Consider the following 16,908-nt stretch of genomic DNA (forward strand, 5'->3'; position numbering starts at 1 on the left):
TGCTTCTCATAGGGAACAGCTGATCCAGAAAAGGCGTTTTAATCCGATTCAGTCCGATTTCTCGAAACATTTCGTGACGAATCAATGGTTTTCCTTGCAAATCGTTTCAGATATGCAGGGATTGTCGGTCTCAAAAGACTCTAGATATAGTGGAGTTAAAGAAAAAAACCACAAGATTTAGGGAGAGATGAAGATGCAATTGCAGACGTTATACGAACAGGTCGTTCAACATCCGTCATCCGATGAAGTTCAGGAAAATGCCAATGTCGACGGGAAAGCACCCCTTGCGAAACTAAATCGGATTGCAAGTACGGCAGCGAAACAGATGATGCAGGACCTGTTACTGTCAGCGGAGGTGAAACAAGCAGTAGACGACAATCTCATTTATATTCACGACGCGGATTATTATGTAACCGGGACGACGACCTGTGTCCAATTACCACTCGGTCGTCTGTTGACAGAAGGATTTGACATGGCCCACGGGACGATCCGTCCGGCGCAAGACATTCGGTCCGCTTTAGCACTGGCCGCGATTATCATGCAGGCGAACCAAAACATGCAGCATGGGGGACAATCCTATCCGATGTTTGACTATGATCTGGCACCATTCGTCGAAAAAACATTTCAGCGTCAGCTCAAAAAAATTCGTGCCTTAGTTCCGAAATGGTCGAATCGCCAAAAACGGGCGTATGCGATGTCGGAAACGTATGAGATGACCTATCAAGCCTGCGAAGCGTTTATTCATAATACGAATTCGATGCATTCGCGAGGTGGTGGACAAGTCCCGTTCATCTCCATCAACTACGGGACCGATACGTCCGTCTTTGGACGATTGTTGATCCGGGCATTACTGGAAGCGACGAAAGCAGGACTTGGAAAAGGCGAAACACCGATTTTTCCGATCCAGATCTTTAAGGTCAAAGCGGGTGTCACGTTCCATCCGACTGATCTGAACTATGATTTGTTTCAACTTGCGACAGAAGTGACGGGGAAACGGTTGTTTCCGAACTTTGCTTTTTTAGATGCGCCCTTTAATCGATCGTGCAGTGGCGTACCGGAAGAGGAAGTAGCGTATATGGGGTGTCGGACCCGGGTCTTTGAAAACCGTCAAGGTCCAGCATCCGTCGTCGGGCGTGGGAATCTATCCTTTACGAGTTTGAATCTCGTTCGGTTGGCATTGATGACGCAAAGTCTGGACCGGATGTTCACCCTTGTATCGACCTACACGTCTTTGATCTGTGAACAATTACTCGAGCGGTATCAATATCAGGCAGACCGGACAGCAGAGGAATTTTCCTTTCTATATAAACACGTCTGGCGGGAGGGGCAGACGTTAGCACCGTCTGATCGTGTCGAACCGGTATTGCGGCAAGGGACGTTATCGGTTGGGTTCATTGGCTTGGCGGAAGCTTTAATCGTCCTGACCGGTCAGCACCATGGAGAATCAGAAATGGCGCATCAAATTGGTCAAGCCTTGATTCAAACGATGCGCACGGTCGTTGATCAATACGGCGAAAAAACCGATTTGAATTTTTCATTACTCGCGACACCGGCGGAAGGCTTATCAGGAAAGTTTACAGCCCAGGATGTGAAGACATTTGGATCCATTGACCGGGTAACCGATAAACCGTATTATACGAATTCGTTCCATCTCCCGGTCGACGCACCGGTCACAATCCGCGAGAAGATCAGGTTGGAAGCACCTTTTCACGCGTTGTGTAACGGTGGCCATATCACCTATGTCGAGACGGACGGTGCGTTAGCGGGAAATCGAGAGGCAATCGAAGAAATCGTCCGACTGATGGCGGAGTCGGGAATGGGTTATGGTTCAATCAATCATCCCATCGACCGGTGTCTGACCTGCCGGACGGAACAAACAATCGAGCTGAAGTGCCCCGTTTGTGGTGGTGAAGAGATTGAACGAATTCGCCGGATCACCGGCTACTTGGTCGGAACGATGGACCGGTGGAATGAAGCGAAACGGGCTGAAGAACAGGACCGGGTGCGCCATGCGACTGCTACAGATTCTCGCTGATTCGGTCGTCGATGGTCCGGGCTTGCGGACTGTAATCTTTTTTGCCGGTTGTCCCCATCACTGTCCCGGCTGCCACAATCCCGACTCTTGGCTCGTCGAAGGAGGAGCTGATTATTCGGTCGCCGAAGTCGTCGAACAGCTCCGTACGCTCGGGTCACGCCGGATTACGATTTCCGGCGGGGAGCCGTTCCTGCAACGTACGGCTTTAGTCGAGTTGATTGCAGCCTTAGCGGGTTATGAAATCTATCTCTTCACAGGTTATACGATGGAACAGTTGCTTCGAGAGGAACAGTCGAAGTGGATTTTGTCACGGATTGATTGCCTGATTGACGGACGGTATGTTCAGGCGCTCCCGGATCACTCCTTACTGATCCGGGGAAGCACCAATCAACGCATCTTGAAAGCCGATGCGTTGAAAACATATCTTTCGTAAAAAAATAGACCGTTTCTTCTGTCGAACAACAGAAGAAGACGGTCTATGTGGCGTTACGCGTATTTTTTTTCACGGGCTGGTTCGACATGGACGATCTCTTCAGTGACATCGCGTTTTTTGATGAAGAAGGATAATCCTAACGCGAGCAGGGCGAGTAACGTCGCAATGAAGAAGGTGTCATTGATCCCTTCGACCATTGACTGGGTGATGATCGTTTGCGGGTTCGTACCCGGTGTTGCATTTGCCGTTAATTCTTTCGCATAATCGGCTGTCCGTGACGTCATGACAGAGACGAGTAATCCAGAACCAATCGCACCGGAGACTTGTGACAACGTATTATTGAGGGCGGTTCCGTGTGGTGTCAAGTGTTGCGGAATATGGTTCAGTCCGTTCGTCATGACGGGCATCATGACCATCGAGATTCCTAAGAAGCGCAACGTATACATGATGACGAGGAATGAATAGGCCGTATCAGCCGTCAGACGACTGAAGAAGAACGTCGTCAAGACGGTCAACGACAATCCGATCATCGCGAGGATTCGGGCACCGAACCGGTCAAACAAACGACCGGTAATCGGCGACATGAACGCCATGACGAGCGCGCCGGGCAACATCAAGAGTCCGGAATGAAACGGAGAGATCCCCCGAATCGTCTGGACGTAGATCGGCATCAGAATCATCGCCGAGAACATCGACATGTTCAGGACCATTGAGATGCCTTGCGATAAGGCGAACATTGGATATTTAAAAATCCGGAATTCAAGCATCGGCTCATCCAACCGGAATTGGCGTATAATAAACGAAGTGAGACTGATGACACCGATTGCGAGTGCACCGATGACCGTAAGTGATCCCCAGCCAGCTGATCCGGCAGAACTGAAACCGTACAGCAATCCACCAAAACCGAAGCTTGATAAGACAAGTGACAATTGGTCGAGACGGAGTGTGCTCGTGACCGTTTCTTTTTTTAATAAGAAGAAGCCGATGACAAGGACAAGTAGGGAAATCGGTGTGACGATATGGAACAGCATCCGCCATTCGTAATGCTCAAGAACCCATCCGGATAAAGTCGGACCGATTGCGGGTGCAAAAGTAATGACGAGCCCGAAAATCCCCATCGCTTGCCCGCGTTTTTCAATCGGGAAGCCGTTCAGCAGCACGTTCATCAAGAGCGGCATCATGATGGCTGAACCGGAGGCCTGTAACATCCGGGAAGCGAGTAAAATCGGAAACAGGTCGGCCTGTCCGGCAAGAATCGTCCCGATTGAGAAAAGTCCCATCGCCGTCAAGAATAACTGACGGGTCGAAAATTTTTGGACGAGGTACGCCGACGTCGGAATCATGATTCCGTTGACTAACATATAACCGGTCGTCAGCCATTGTGCGGTACTCGCTTCGATATTAAATGATTGCATGATAGAGGGTAAGGCAATATTCAATAGCGTCGAGTTGAGGACGGCGACGAACGCACCGGCCATTAACACGGCTAAGATTAAATAAAGGCGAGATGATTGCTTGGTTGTTTGCATTTCGTTATGCTCCTTTTGTACAGTAAGTCTACTTTGTTATACACTGATTCTACGACTTAGTCATTCTACCGTCTGAAGCAACTGATTACAAATTATTTGTTTTATACACTAAAGTATATGATTGATTTTTGAAAAATAGACCACATTTAAAGAAAAGGATACGATTATGAACCCAAAAAAGAAACAACTCCTAGATGCCGCCTACCGATTATTCGTTGAAAAAGGATACCAATCGACCTCGATTCAAGACATATTGGATCAGAGTGTCGTTTCGAAAGGGACCTTTTACAATTATTTCTCCTCGAAAAATGAACTGTTCATCGATGTCTTCAACACGGTTTTTGAAAAGATGCGAAACGCGCGGAAGGAAATTTTAGTCGGACGGGATGTGTCGGATTACGAAACCTTCATTCAACAAGGGAATTGTTACCTTGAACTGATGCAAAAATACAAACTGTATACGCTGTTTGAAGAAGCGATAGCATCCAATGAAAAAGAGTTAAAAGCATTCATGGAAAATAACCGTCTGCTCGAGATCGAATGGACGTATCACCGTCTGCGTGACTTGTTTGGTGAAGCGAAGACCCCGTATCTCCTCGATCTTGCCGTCATCTATACCGGGATGTTGCAGTACGCGATGTACTTCTTCCGGCAGTCGGAACCGAATACACAGCCGGAACGGGTCGTCCGCTACGTCTTCAATCGTCTGACGCATCTCGTCGAAGATGTCAGCCGGACGGAAGAACAATTAATTCCACCACGCTTTTTATCGGTCTGGCTCGATCGGCCGCAAGATGAAGTCGTCATCCGAAAAGAACTGTTCGAAAAAACCAATGCCCACATGAAGCGGCTGATTACGCTGTCGCCGATTTCAGAAGAATCGAAGGAAGCACACGATGAAGTGCTCGATTTCATCTATGAAGAGTTGCTCGAACGAAAGAAACCAAAAATTCATTTGTTGCGGCGCGCACTCGAGACACTGGCGGAAGATCCGATCTTCCACGGGCAGGAAATCATGACACGGTATCAAGGCATGGTCGACGAAATCGTTCAAATCCGGATTCAGACTCAGTAAGGGTTGCTAGTGTGAATCCGATGGTCGGCTTGTATGCTTCAGTCATCATTGCCTGACCGAGAGCCGTTCCAAGCATCAATTCGGACGGTTCTTTTTTTCGTGAAAGCAGACTCGGCAGAAGACTTTTCGGTATACTGGAAAAAAAGGGGGAAATGATCATGAAATGGTTTCGATTTGAGCAAGAAGGTCGGGCACGCATCGGGGTGGAGGAAGCAGGGCATCGGTATGACGTGACGCCGCAAGTCTATACGGACTCATTACTGGAAGTCATTGTTCGCGGATTCGAGATGGATGTGGATTTAGATGTAGCTCCACGCTTAACGGATCATCTCCGCCTACTTGCACCTTACATACCACCACGTAACGTGATTTGTGTCGGAAAAAACTATGCCGATCATATCAAGGAGATGGATACGGCAGGGGCAGGGAAATTCGTCTTATTCACAAAAGCACCAAGTTCAATCGTCGGTCCGTTTGATCCAATCGAACGGCATGCTGATTTGACGCAACAACTTGATTATGAAGGGGAACTCGCGATCATCATCGGAACGACCGGTCGTGATTTGACAGCGGAGAATGCCCTTGAGCATGTATTTGGCTACAGTATCATCAATGATGTGACGGCCCGGGATCTGCAAAAAGAGCATGTGCAATTTTTCCGTGGTAAATCACTGGATGGTTTTTGTCCGTTTGGTCCGGTCATCGTGACGGAAGACAGCTTTGACCCGGCAGATGTATTAGTCGAGACACGGGTTAACGGTGAGCTTCGTCAGTCGGGTTCGACGAAATTGATGCTGCGTGATGTCGTCACGATTCTGACCGAAGTGTCGCGTGGGATGACGCTTGAAGCAGGAGATGTCATCGCGACGGGTACACCAGCCGGCGTCGGACACGGAATGAAACCTCCAACCTATCTTCAAGACGGGGATATCGTCGACGTATCGATTGAAGGAATCGGTCATCTGCAAAATCAAGTCAAATCCTGAAATTGAATACCGGATGACTGTCTTTTTTAAAACCGCTCAGGGGATGAGCGGTTTTTTTGTGTAAACGGTCATCGTGTGACCGTTTTTGGTGTATAATAGACACATATATAGACTTTGTTGTCGAAAAAAGTCACATTTTGAATGTTTTTTAACGAAAAAGATAAAAAAATGAACGGTTTTGATTGATTTTTAAATGTAAACGCTTTATATTAAAGATGCGGAGGGAAACCAATGTTAACGAAAAAACGCCATCAACTGATTCTTGAGTTACTTGCTCGAGAAGAAGTTGTCAAAATGCAGACGATCGTCGATCAGACGGGAGCCAGTGAATCCACGATTCGCCGAGATTTATCGCAGTTAGAAGCAGCGGGACATCTTCAACGGGTTCACGGTGGGGCAACCGCCAATCACATGCAAATTGATGAACCGAGTTATTTCGAGAAAAGTGATCGTTTCGTCGAAGAAAAGGATCGGATTGCCCAAGCAGCAGCCGATTTGATCGAAGACGGGATGTACGTGTACCTCGATGCGGGAACGACGACACTTGCCATCGTTCCTTATCTCGAACAAAAGGCGATTACAGTCGTAACGAACAGTCTTCCTCTTGCGAATACGTTACTCTATCACCGTATCCCGACGTTCGTCGTCGGAGGGCAACTCAAGCATTCGACCCAGGCACTTGTTGGTTACAACGCACGTGAAGGAATGTTGATTTACCATTTTGATGTCGCATTTCTTGGGATGAATGGTGTACACCCGACCCAAGGATTCACGACGCCGGATCCGGAAGAGGCACTCGTAAAGAAGACAGCGATTGAGTTGGCAAAAAAGTCTTACGTATTAGTAGATGAGACGAAGCTGGATGAAATCAGTTTTAGTCGGGTCGCTTCACTCCGAGCGGCGACGATCATCACGACGACATCGAGCGAACAAGAAGCGAAATACAGTCAATATACAGAGGTGGTGAACGCGAAATGATTTATACACTGACACTGAACCCATCGATCGATTATTATGTCACGTTACCGGTATTTGAAGCCGGTCAAGTCAACCGTGTCGAACAAGCTGAAAAAGTGGCGGGTGGAAAAGGGATCAACGTTTCCCTCGTCCTGAAAAACTATGACGTCGAGACGGAAGCACTCGGATTTTTAGGAGGAAGCACCGGGCAGTTCATTCGCAATGAACTGGAGAAACAAGGTGTCTTGACAGCCTTTACGCCGATTGCCGATGAGACACGGATCAACGTGAAAATCCGTGCTGATCAGGAATCAGAACTCAATGCAGCGGGACCAAAAATCCAAGAAGATGAATTAAACGCGTTACTGGCAGCATTCGAGACGATGCAAGCAGGCGATATCGTCGTCTTCGCGGGCAGCATCCCAAGCAGCCTGCCTCAAGATTTGTACCGGAAGATTGCACAAGTCTTGACGGAGCGTGGTGTCAAATTCGCCGTCGATACGACAAAAGAAGCGATGCTCGAAGTCTTGCCGCTTGGTCCATTCATGATCAAACCGAACCACCACGAGCTGGGCGAGATCTTTGACGTCGAGATAACGTCAAAAGAAATGGCCGTCCCGTACGCCCAACAACTGGTGGAGCGGGGCGCAGAGAATGTCATCATCTCCTTTGCAGGGGACGGTGCGTTACTCGTCAATAAACAGGGGGCGTACACGGCGAACACACCAGCTGGAAAACTGATCAATTCCGTTGGTGCCGGTGATTCCCTTGTCGCAGGATTCGTTGCCAGCCACGCGCTCGGCCGACCGCCGGAAGAAGCTTTCCGTTACGCTGTCACGACAGGCAGTGCATCCGCTTATGCATTCGGATTATGCACAAAAGCGGATATCGATCGTTTACTGACAGACGTCCAAGTCGTTGAACTCATTCAATCATAAAAAGGAGTGACTCACTCATGAAAATTACAGATCTTTTGACACGTGACACGATCAAACTCGATTTACGTTCGTCTACGAAAGCAACCGTCATCGACGAGCTTGTCGATGTCCTCGATCGGGCCGGAAAATTAAATGACCGTTCGGCTTACCGCGAAGCGATCTTGGCACGGGAAGCACAAAGTACGACCGGACTAGGAGAAGGAATCGCCATTCCACATGCGAAGACGGCAGCCGTCAAATCACCGGCCATCGCCTTCGGACGTTCGACAGGAATCGATTACGAAGCACTCGACGGACAACCAAGCCGTTTGTTCTTCATGATTGCTGCTGGTGAAAACGCGGATAACGCACACCTTGAAACGTTATCAAAACTCTCGGTTTATCTGATGGACATGAAGTTCCGTGATACGATTCTCTCCGCTCGTTCGGAAGATGAAGTGATTGCCGCCATCGAAGCAAAAGAACGGGAAGAAGAAGGTCCGGTCGATGTTTCTTCACCGGAAGTTGCAAAAGACGCACCGTACATTCTTGCTGTAACAGCATGTCCGACCGGTATTGCCCACACGTATATGGCAGCCGATGCCCTCCGTCAAAAAGCGGAAGAGATGGGTGTCCGGATCAAAGTCGAAACGAACGGTTCAACCGGTGTTAAAAACGGCTTGACGAGTCAAGACATTCAGGACGCAACAGCCATCATCGTCGCAGCGGATAAAGCCGTCGAGATGGACCGCTTCAACGGGAAACACGTCGTTGAAGTTCCCGTCGCTCAAGGTATTCGTAAACCAAAAGAATTGATCGACCGTGCCGTTAAACAAGATGCGCCGGTTTATAAAGGCAGCGGGTCAAGCGACAGTTCAAAACCGGCACGTGGTGGTTTCTACAAACATTTGATGAGCGGGGTTTCTGCGATGTTGCCACTCGTCGTCGCCGGTGGTCTGTTGATCGCGATCAGCTTCTTCTGGGGCATCAACTCCGCTAATCCGGATGATCCGTCATACAATGAATTTGCCGCACAACTGATGTCGATCGGTAAAGCTGCATTTGGTCTCTTGATTCCAATTCTTGCCGGATTCATCGCGATGTCGATCGCCGATAAACCAGGTCTTGCACCAGGTTTGATTGCCGGTTTCCTCGCAAGCCAAGGGAACGCTGGTTTCCTCGGTGGATTGATCGCCGGGTTCCTTGCCGGTTACGTCGTCCTTGTGCTTGTTAAAGTCTTACAAGGTCTTCCAAAAGCACTCGAAGGTATCAAACCGGTCTTACTTTACCCATTACTTGGTTCGTTCATCACGGGAATGATCATGTTGCTTGTCATCAACGAACCAATCGCAGCGTTCATGACATGGTTGACGGATTCTCTCAACGGTCTCAGTGGCGGTAACGCTATCCTACTCGGTATGCTCGTCGCAGCGATGATGGCGATCGATATGGGTGGTCCAATCAACAAAACAGCTTACGTTTTCGGTACAGCCGCATTAACAGCAGGAAACACGGAAGTCATGGCAGCCGTCATGGCAGGTGGTATGGTGCCACCACTTCTCGTAGCCTTCTCATCCACATTGTTTGCCCGTAAGAAATTTACACCACAAGAACGTGAAGCGGGTATCGCTGCGTACGCCATGGGTGCTTCATTCGTCACTGAAGGTGCGATTCCATTCGCAGCAGCAGATCCACTTCGTGTCATCCCGGCAAGCGTCATCGGTTCAGCCATCGCTGGTGCCTTGACAATCGTCTTCGGTGTGTTGCTTCCGGCACCACACGGCGGTGTGTTCGTCTTCCCGCTACTTGACGGACCATCCGGCACATTGATGGCAGTTCTCAGCTATGCTGGTGCAATCCTTATCGGAGCACTCGTCGGCGCCGCCATCCTCTCAATCTTGAAAAAACCGCTTGTCGATCAAGAAGTTGCGAAAAAAGAAATGACATCCGATGCGGGCACGAAAGCATCATAATCGATTGTTTGGATCTCCAAATCACTCCAAGGCGACTTGGAGTGATTTTTTAATTGCGTTTTTCGGGTATTAGAGCAAGAATAGGGGACGTATCTAAACATGAAGGAGGTTCGTATATGGGCGGTCAATCTTTACAAATCGGACCACGTACCATCAAAACGGGACTTGCCGTCATTTTGGCTTTGATTATCAGTGACTTGTTTAATTTAAGCCCAATTCTACCTGCGATTTCGGCAGCGACCACATTATTACCGTCCGTGTATCAAACATGGAAACAATTTCTCGAGGAAGCAGAAGCCAATTTGATTGGTGCGTTCTTGACGCTTGTCTCGCTCTGGATCTTAGGCGATAATCCGGCGAACCCACTCGCCATCGGCATTGTCATCATGGCAGCGATCTCGATTTTACTGGCGTTTGGCTTCGGGCGGACGATTCCCCACGTCGTCTTGATGATTATCGTCATCTTGGAGAGTGTCGAAGGGGCAACGGATCCGTTATGGCAAATCGTCTTGATCCGCTACTTACTCGTCATGCTCGGGATCGGTTGTGCCCTCGGTGTCAATGCGCTGATTTTCCCACCGCGTTACGGCAACGTCTATTATCAAAAGGCTTCAAAACTCTTTGAGAAACTGCTTGTCGTGACCCGGGCGATCGCCTTTGAAGGAAAAGTCACACCGTATCGTTCAGCCATCGACAAGATGAGCCGCTCGATGCTTGAGACGAAGACACTGTTTAATCTGCACCGTGAGGAAATTCGCGGATCACGGCAACGGCATGTTTCGTTGTTACGGAACTTGATCGTCCTGCAACATATGCAATCGTGTCTGGAACGCGGTGTCGCGACGGCAGAACGGTTCCGTGAGCGGGAGAAAGCGCTTAATTCGATTGCCGATGATTTGCGGAGTGAGTTATTCTATCATCTGATGCATATCGCACAACGTCAGGAAAAAGTTTTGTTGACGTACGATTTGTTACTGACGGAAGAACCACTCGCGATGGAGGACCTTGTCAAAGAAAATATCGCATTCGTGAAACACTCTTTCCTCGACCGGGATGAACTCGAAGAAGAAATCATCATGGAAATTCTGCCGATCGTCGTCGCGATGAACGAATGGATCCAGGAACTGGAATTGTTTGAAAAACGGCTTAACGGAGCACTCCGGCGCCACGTCACATCACTTTCAATCGAACAAAAATCCGTTCGGGATAAAACATTCAATCGCTTTAAACGGAAAAAAGCGATTGACGAAAGTAAAAAGTAAGCGTATAGTCCTTCTTAACAGCACTTTAGTTGCTAACAGCATAACAGCATAACAGAATGAAAGAAGTTGGACGAAGACGAAACCGAAGTAGAAACAATCTCCCTGTTTCAGAGAGCACGTGGCGCTGCGAACGTGTACACAGATTGAATCGAATTACAGTTTCCGAGTCTCTTGCCACGCAAGCGGAGAAAACCGTTATCCCGTAATCAAGTGATCTATGTCTATGTAGATTATCAGGGTGGTACCGCGGCCTTTCGTCGTCCCTGTCGAACATCTTTGTTCGGCAGGGACTTTTTGTTGTTCATCTACTTTCAAGGGGGAAATTCATATGTCTACACCAATCATTCCAAGTCACTTACGACCACACGTCGCACCGCAGCACTACGAAGATTACACGCCAACGGATCATGCGGTTTGGCGTTACGTCATGCGACTGAATTTAAATACATTACAAGATACGGCACATCCGGCATACCTTGAAGGACTAGCCGCATCGGGCATTAGTCCGGAACGGATTCCGGATGTCCGTGATATGACGGCGAACTTAAGTCGGGGCGGTTGGGGAACGGTTGCTGTTGACGGCTTAATTCCCGGTGTCGCGTTCTTTGACTTCCAAGGTCACGGTTTGTTGCCGATCGCAACCGATATCCGCAAAGTTGATAACATCCTCTACACGCCGGCACCTGACATCTTGCACGAGGCGGCAGGTCATGCACCGATCCTGATGAATCCGACATACGCGGAATTTGTCCGCCGGTTCGGTGAGATCGGGGCGCATGCCTTTAACCATAAAGCAGAGCACGATGTCTTCAAGGCATTAAAAAAATTGACGATCGTCAAAGAAAGCCCGTTCTCGACAGCAGCAGACGTCGAACAGGCAGAAGTCGCGCTCGCTGAAACCCGGATACATGTGACAGGTATCTCGGAAGCGAATGAAATTTCGCGTCTCTTCTGGTGGACAGTCGAGTTTGGTCTCATCGGTGACATCAACAATCCGCAAATCTACGGTGCCGGTCTTCTGTCATCGGTCGGCGAAAGCCGGCATTGTCTGACGGACGCCGTCACGAAACATCCGTTTTCACTCGCAAAAGCACTGGCGACGAAACATGACGTGACAAGCATGCAAAAGGAACTGTTTGTTTGTGAATCGTTTGAACAGTTACGCGAGGCATTGGAAGAATTCGCCCAGACGATGTCATACGTCCGTGGTGGACTGCATGGTCTGACGAAAGCCGTCGAATCCGGAAACCTCTCGACACTGGTCTTTGACAGCGGTCTATCGCTCGTCGGTGTACCGGATACACACGAAATCCATGAATCATTGCATCTCGTCAAACTGACTGGTCCGACGGCGCTTGCTGCTAACGGCGAAGTCATGACAGGACAAGGGCTTGCCGATCATTCGGAAGGTTTTACCCTCCTTCACGGACCAGAGCTGAACGAAGTTCTGATGCAGGTCAAGGTCGGAGAACAGCTGGACTGGAAAGAAGGGGCGGTTCACGTAACAGGACAGATTTCAGCTATCCAAAACGTCGACGGACACCGGGCACTCGTTATTTTAGAAGGAGCCCGATTAACGAATGACGGTCAAACGACAGCGATGGACCGGATGGAATTAGTAGTCGGAGACATCACATCGGCCTTCCCGGGAACAGAAGTCGAAGCCCTCAAACCAATCCCGGAAACGGTCGAATTTGATCGTGTCGAGCGACCATTGACGGCGGCCGATCCAATTTTCGAAGCAGTTCGGGAGATACGGGAAGGGCGGGCGGACCGTCAAGCCGTACGACAATTGATCGATCAGACGCTCAGCCAACTGCCGGATGCCTGGTTACTGCGTCTCGAGTTACTTGAGCTGGCGGATGAAGTGGATCAAGTGCGTCTAATTGCCGACCTGAAGCGTCTCAAGCAGACGTCAAAAGAACGGGAAGAACTGATCAGCCGGGGAATCCGTCTCGTGGATCATGTTCGTTAAGGAGGGAATCAATCGAGAAATCTCCCGAAATCTGTTAGAATGAAAACCGTGTGAAAGTGAAACGGAACAGGGGAGTGATTGAGTTGAAACAACCGAATTATTATCAAGACGTCAAACAATTCCATCAGACGTTTCGGCATCCAGGGGCGGAGCGTCCGACACCGATTCCACTTGAACGTGGAATCAAACGGGCCACGTGGACGGTAGAAGAAGCGGCTGTTGAGTTTTTGCATCAGTCGTCACGAAACGAAGCCGAATTTTTAGCGGCAATTGAAGTATTAAAAGCGGGAATCGATCGAGCCGTTGAAAAGTCTTTAAATGAAACCTATCCCACGAACGAGGTCGAACAGCTTGTTGGTCAAGGCGATGCATTGACGGACGCCCTTTACTTCATCATGGGGAGTTTCGTCGAGGCAGGACTTGAGCCGGGTCCGCTGTTTGAGATCGTCCAACAAGCCAATATGGCGAAACTTGGTCCGGACGGTCAACCGATCTTCCGGGAATCGGATCAAAAAGTCATGAAACCGGCTGGCTGGTTACCACCGGAACCACAGCTCGAAGCGGAAGTCTTGCAGCAAATGCAGGAAAAAGCTTAAAAAAGGAAGCGAATCGCATCGCTAAAGATGCCGTTCGCTTCCTTTTTTAGTCTGTTTCAACCTGATAACGGGCTAAAGACAGTTTACCACGACGTTCAAAGACGATTCCTTCAGCTTCAAGTGCCAATTGTTGTTCGTCACCTTCTAACGAAATTTCACCTTTTGCGTTTAAGACCCGATGCCACGGCAACTGTTCCGTCCGACTGAGGCTGTGAAGAATACGGGCGACTTGGCGTGCAGCACGTGGATTTCCGGCAAGACGGGCGACCTGACCGTATGTCATGACCCGCCCCGACGGAATCGAACGGATGACTTGAACGACCTCCAAGGTAAACGGAATCACGGTGTTTCATTGGTCGAGACGATATATTGTTGAATCTTATCGTCCTCATCAAATCCGATTGTCACGTCCGTAATCCCTTGCTGGAGGCGGATTTGGAGTTCGAGTCGATCCTTGATGTCATCGGCTTCGGCAATCGTCAACGCTGGATCGACTTCGATCTCGACTTCAACGTGGAAATGATCGCCTTCCTTGATGACTTCGAGCTTATTGATGTCGCGAACGTCGGCATCTTGCAGGATGAGACTACCAAGTCGTGCGGCCATCGTCTCATCGGCTTCTCCGAGTGCGCCAGCGGCATTTTGTAAAAAGACGTTGCCGACGACATAAAACATCATCAAACCAATCAGGATGGATGCGACGCCTTCTGCCTGGTGGAACGGTGTCAGGTGGGAAATGATGACGGCGATCATCGCGACGAGACCACCTGCTGTGGCGACCAGGTCTTCGAGGAAGACGAGTCGGGTCGCCGGTTTCGCTTGTTTCAAGGCGCGAAAACTATCGAGGATCAACTTTGGACCTTTCGTCGTCAGGCGGGCATCATGTGCGATTTCTTGCATCGCCTTATAAAAGACACCACTTTCGAGCACGACACCGACGAACAGGACGGACAGGGTAATCCAAAACCCGGTCGATTCCGTCGGTTCGATGATGTGGGCAATTCCTTCATGAATCGTTTCATACGCCATGATGCCAACGAATAAGATGGCACCGAGTAAAACGAGATTAACAAGACGACCAAAGCCGTTCGGAAACCGTTTTGTTGGTGCTTTCTTACTGAGAGCGGAACCGATGAAGACAAAAAACTGATTGGCGGCATCACCAATCGTATGCATCATTTCAGCAAACATCGCGACGTTTCCCGTTAAGACGTAAGCGACAGCTTTGATGATGGCGATGACCGTATTGACGATCGCGGCGGTCAGGGCAGAGCGATTGCCCCGTTTTAATAAAGTAATGAATTCTCCCATGATGTGTCTCCTTTAGCTAACAAACTTGATTACTAATAGTAGTATGTTACACCAGATGACCTCCTTAAAACCAATTTGAACAAAAAAAGACCATCTCACCCGCAGGTGCGATGGTCTAAAAAATAAATGGATTATGTGAGATCAACGGTTTTATTGATTTCGTTTGAGTCGTCGTTACCGACCGCTTTTTTCAACAGTTGTTTCACGGATTTCGTCGTATTTCCTGTCTCCCAGTATTCAGCGCCTTCCGTATTCACCTTGATCAGGACGACTTTTGGATCTTCGTACGTCGTTCCGAGATAGGCTTCGTAACGTGGGCTCCACAGTTCTTTTTTACGGGCCACGTCTTCGACGAATTCGGCTTTCCCGCGGATCGAGACGTACGATTTGTCGACATAAGCGACGTTGACGTTCGGATTTTTAAGAATTTCATTATATTTACCTGTATCTTTTGATGTAAGGAACCAGAGATCGCCATCGAACTCGATATCCTGAGTTTGCATCGGACGTGAGACAAGACCTTCATCGGAGACCGTTGTCAGCATCGCCGTTTCGATTTTATCGATTAATTTTTTGACTGTTTCGACGGCTTCTTGGTTTGATGTATGATTCGTTGACATGAAAAACACCTCATCCTTTAAGTTTTAATTGCGGCTACTTTAAGAATGTTCCCTGATTTTTAAATTGAAAACGTCGCCATCCGGTAGACAGGCAGTTTAATTGCATTCGGTTATTGGACAGGCGTACAGTTTAGACATGAAGTCAACACCAGAGGAGAGATTACAGATGAGATTAAGTATTTTAGACCAGTCGCCGGTCTCAAAAGGACAGACGCCGTCAGAAGCCCTACACGAAACGGTCGAACTCGCGAAGATTGCCGATGAACTCGGTTATACACGATTATGGGTATCGGAACATCACTTTGCGAAGACACTTGCCGGATCCAGTCCGGAAGTCTTGATCGCCTACATGGCAGCCGTTACGAAACAGATCCGTCTCGGTTCAGGGGGCGTCATGTTACCTCATTACAGTCCATATAAAGTCGCCGAGAACTTCCGTGTCCTCGAAGGTCTTGCACCGAACCGGATTGATTTAGGACTCGGTCGGGCACCGGGCGGCATGCCGCTCGCCACCCGCGCACTCCAGGAAGGGTCGTCACCACGATTCGGTGGAGCCGACTACGGCGCACAACTCGATGATCTCGTCGATTATTTAAAAGACGGGGCACCGGCTGATCACCGGTTTGCAGGACTTGTCGCAACACCGGAAGTCGATACGACACCGGAAGCCTGGTTGCTCGGATCAAGCGGCGGCAGTGCCTTGAATGCAGCACAACGCGGATTCGGATTCGCCTTTGCCCACTTCATCAACGGACAGGGTGGTCAAGAAGTGATGGATTATTACCGTCATAACTTCATGGCGACGTCGTTCAACGCGACACCGCAAACACTCGTCTCAATTTTCGTGACATGTGCCGAAACGACGGAAGAAGCGGAACGATTGGCTTCAAGTCTTGATTTGTCGTTGCTCCTGCTTGAGAAAGGTGTCTCGTCAACAGGCACACCGACTCCGGAGGAAGCAGCCGCTTACCAGTACTCGTTCCAAGACCAGTTCCGGATTGCCGAAAACCGGAAACGGATGATCGTCGGAAATCCCGAGGACGTCGCACGTCAGTTACAAAATCTCGCAGATTCGTACGGAACAGATGAAGTGATGATTGCTTCAATGATTGCCGACAAGGACGCGAAACAACAATCACTCCGTCTGATCATGGATGCAGTCGAAGCAACAGTTTAAACGGACAAGGACGTTCATCTCAGCTCGCTGAGGTGGACGTTTTTTCTGTTTAATCAAAAAAC

At 49.1% G+C, this 16,908-nt stretch carries 15 protein-coding genes and 1 other annotated feature; of the genes, 11 read left to right on the plus strand and 4 right to left on the minus strand.

The window, feature by feature from the left end; genetic code table 11:
* The first annotated feature begins 193 nt into the window (after positions 1-193).
* Together BLD48_RS01770 and nrdG are read left to right on the plus strand one after the other, a co-directional pair.
* Positions 194-2,035, plus strand: coding sequence for an anaerobic ribonucleoside triphosphate reductase (locus tag BLD48_RS01770; RefSeq protein WP_071498703.1), 1,842 nt, complete (start codon positions 194-196; stop codon positions 2,033-2,035).
* A complete protein-coding gene (gene nrdG / locus BLD48_RS01775) occupies positions 2,010-2,468 on the plus strand; it encodes an anaerobic ribonucleoside-triphosphate reductase activating protein (RefSeq protein WP_071498704.1) in 459 nt (152 codons plus the stop codon). Before BLD48_RS01770 ends, nrdG begins: the two co-directional genes overlap by 26 nt.
* Positions 2,469-2,521: 53 nt before the next feature.
* Here the strand turns inward: nrdG and BLD48_RS01780 are convergent, their stop codons facing one another.
* Entirely contained in the window at positions 2,522-3,997 is a 1,476-nt protein-coding gene (locus tag BLD48_RS01780) for a DHA2 family efflux MFS transporter permease subunit (protein WP_071498705.1), read from the minus strand.
* Between the two features lie 166 nt (positions 3,998-4,163).
* On the opposite strand from BLD48_RS01780, the gene BLD48_RS01785 reads away from it, so the two are divergent.
* From BLD48_RS01785 to BLD48_RS01820, 8 genes are all read left to right on the plus strand, one after another.
* Complete coding sequence (locus BLD48_RS01785) at positions 4,164-5,072, plus strand: TetR/AcrR family transcriptional regulator (RefSeq protein WP_071498706.1); 909 nt, start codon at positions 4,164-4,166, stop codon at positions 5,070-5,072.
* A gap of 158 nt (positions 5,073-5,230) precedes the next feature.
* Positions 5,231-6,058, plus strand: a complete 828-nt coding sequence (locus BLD48_RS01790) for a fumarylacetoacetate hydrolase family protein (RefSeq protein WP_071498707.1) — start codon at positions 5,231-5,233, stop codon at positions 6,056-6,058.
* A 231-nt stretch (positions 6,059-6,289) separates the two neighbouring features.
* Positions 6,290-7,036 carry a DeoR/GlpR family DNA-binding transcription regulator gene (locus tag BLD48_RS01795; RefSeq protein ID WP_071498708.1) on the plus strand — a complete coding sequence of 249 codons (747 nt, stop codon included), beginning with the start codon at positions 6,290-6,292 and terminating at the stop codon, positions 7,034-7,036.
* The gene (gene pfkB, locus BLD48_RS01800; RefSeq protein WP_071498709.1) at positions 7,033-7,953 is read left to right on the plus strand and encodes a 1-phosphofructokinase; all 921 of its coding nucleotides are present in this window, start codon (positions 7,033-7,035) and stop codon (positions 7,951-7,953) included. The genes BLD48_RS01795 and pfkB overlap by 4 nt, the downstream gene beginning before the upstream one ends.
* A 17-nt stretch (positions 7,954-7,970) precedes the next feature.
* Entirely contained in the window at positions 7,971-9,905 is a 1,935-nt protein-coding gene (locus BLD48_RS01805) for a PTS fructose transporter subunit IIABC (RefSeq protein ID WP_071498710.1), read from the plus strand.
* A gap of 116 nt (positions 9,906-10,021) precedes the next feature.
* The gene (locus BLD48_RS01810; protein WP_071498711.1) at positions 10,022-11,167 is read left to right on the plus strand and encodes an FUSC family protein; all 1,146 of its coding nucleotides are present in this window, start codon (positions 10,022-10,024) and stop codon (positions 11,165-11,167) included.
* Positions 11,168-11,231: 64 nt separating this feature from the next.
* Positions 11,232-11,435, plus strand: a binding site (T-box leader).
* Positions 11,436-11,495: 60 nt separating this feature from the next.
* A complete protein-coding gene (locus BLD48_RS01815; RefSeq protein WP_071498712.1) occupies positions 11,496-13,142 on the plus strand; it encodes an aromatic amino acid hydroxylase in 1,647 nt (548 codons plus the stop codon).
* A 74-nt stretch (positions 13,143-13,216) separates the two neighbouring features.
* A complete protein-coding gene (locus BLD48_RS01820; protein ID WP_236629909.1) occupies positions 13,217-13,738 on the plus strand; it encodes a pyrophosphohydrolase domain-containing protein in 522 nt (173 codons plus the stop codon).
* A gap of 46 nt (positions 13,739-13,784) precedes the next feature.
* Here BLD48_RS01820 and BLD48_RS01825 read toward each other — a convergent pair whose 3' ends face one another.
* The 3 genes from BLD48_RS01825 to BLD48_RS01835 all read right to left on the minus strand — a co-directional run bounded on the left by BLD48_RS01825 (position 13,785) and on the right by BLD48_RS01835 (position 15,669).
* The gene (locus BLD48_RS01825) at positions 13,785-14,081 is read right to left on the minus strand and encodes an MGMT family protein (RefSeq protein WP_071498714.1); all 297 of its coding nucleotides are present in this window, start codon (positions 14,079-14,081) and stop codon (positions 13,785-13,787) included.
* Positions 14,078-15,049 (minus strand): cation diffusion facilitator family transporter, encoded by a 972-nt coding sequence (locus tag BLD48_RS01830; RefSeq protein WP_071498715.1) that lies wholly within the window; start codon positions 15,047-15,049, stop codon positions 14,078-14,080. The genes BLD48_RS01825 and BLD48_RS01830 overlap by 4 nt, the downstream gene beginning before the upstream one ends.
* A 131-nt stretch (positions 15,050-15,180) precedes the next feature.
* Positions 15,181-15,669 (minus strand): pyridoxamine 5'-phosphate oxidase family protein, encoded by a 489-nt coding sequence (locus BLD48_RS01835; protein ID WP_071498716.1) that lies wholly within the window; start codon positions 15,667-15,669, stop codon positions 15,181-15,183.
* A 166-nt stretch (positions 15,670-15,835) separates the two neighbouring features.
* On the opposite strand from BLD48_RS01835, the gene BLD48_RS01840 reads away from it, so the two are divergent.
* Entirely contained in the window at positions 15,836-16,846 is a 1,011-nt protein-coding gene (locus BLD48_RS01840) for an LLM class flavin-dependent oxidoreductase (protein ID WP_071498717.1), read from the plus strand.
* Positions 16,847-16,908: the final 62 nt, after the last annotated feature.

Origin of the sequence: Exiguobacterium sp. KRL4, from assembly GCF_001870785.1 — a bacterium.
Classification (GTDB): Bacteria; Bacillota; Bacilli; order Exiguobacteriales; family Exiguobacteriaceae; genus Exiguobacterium_A.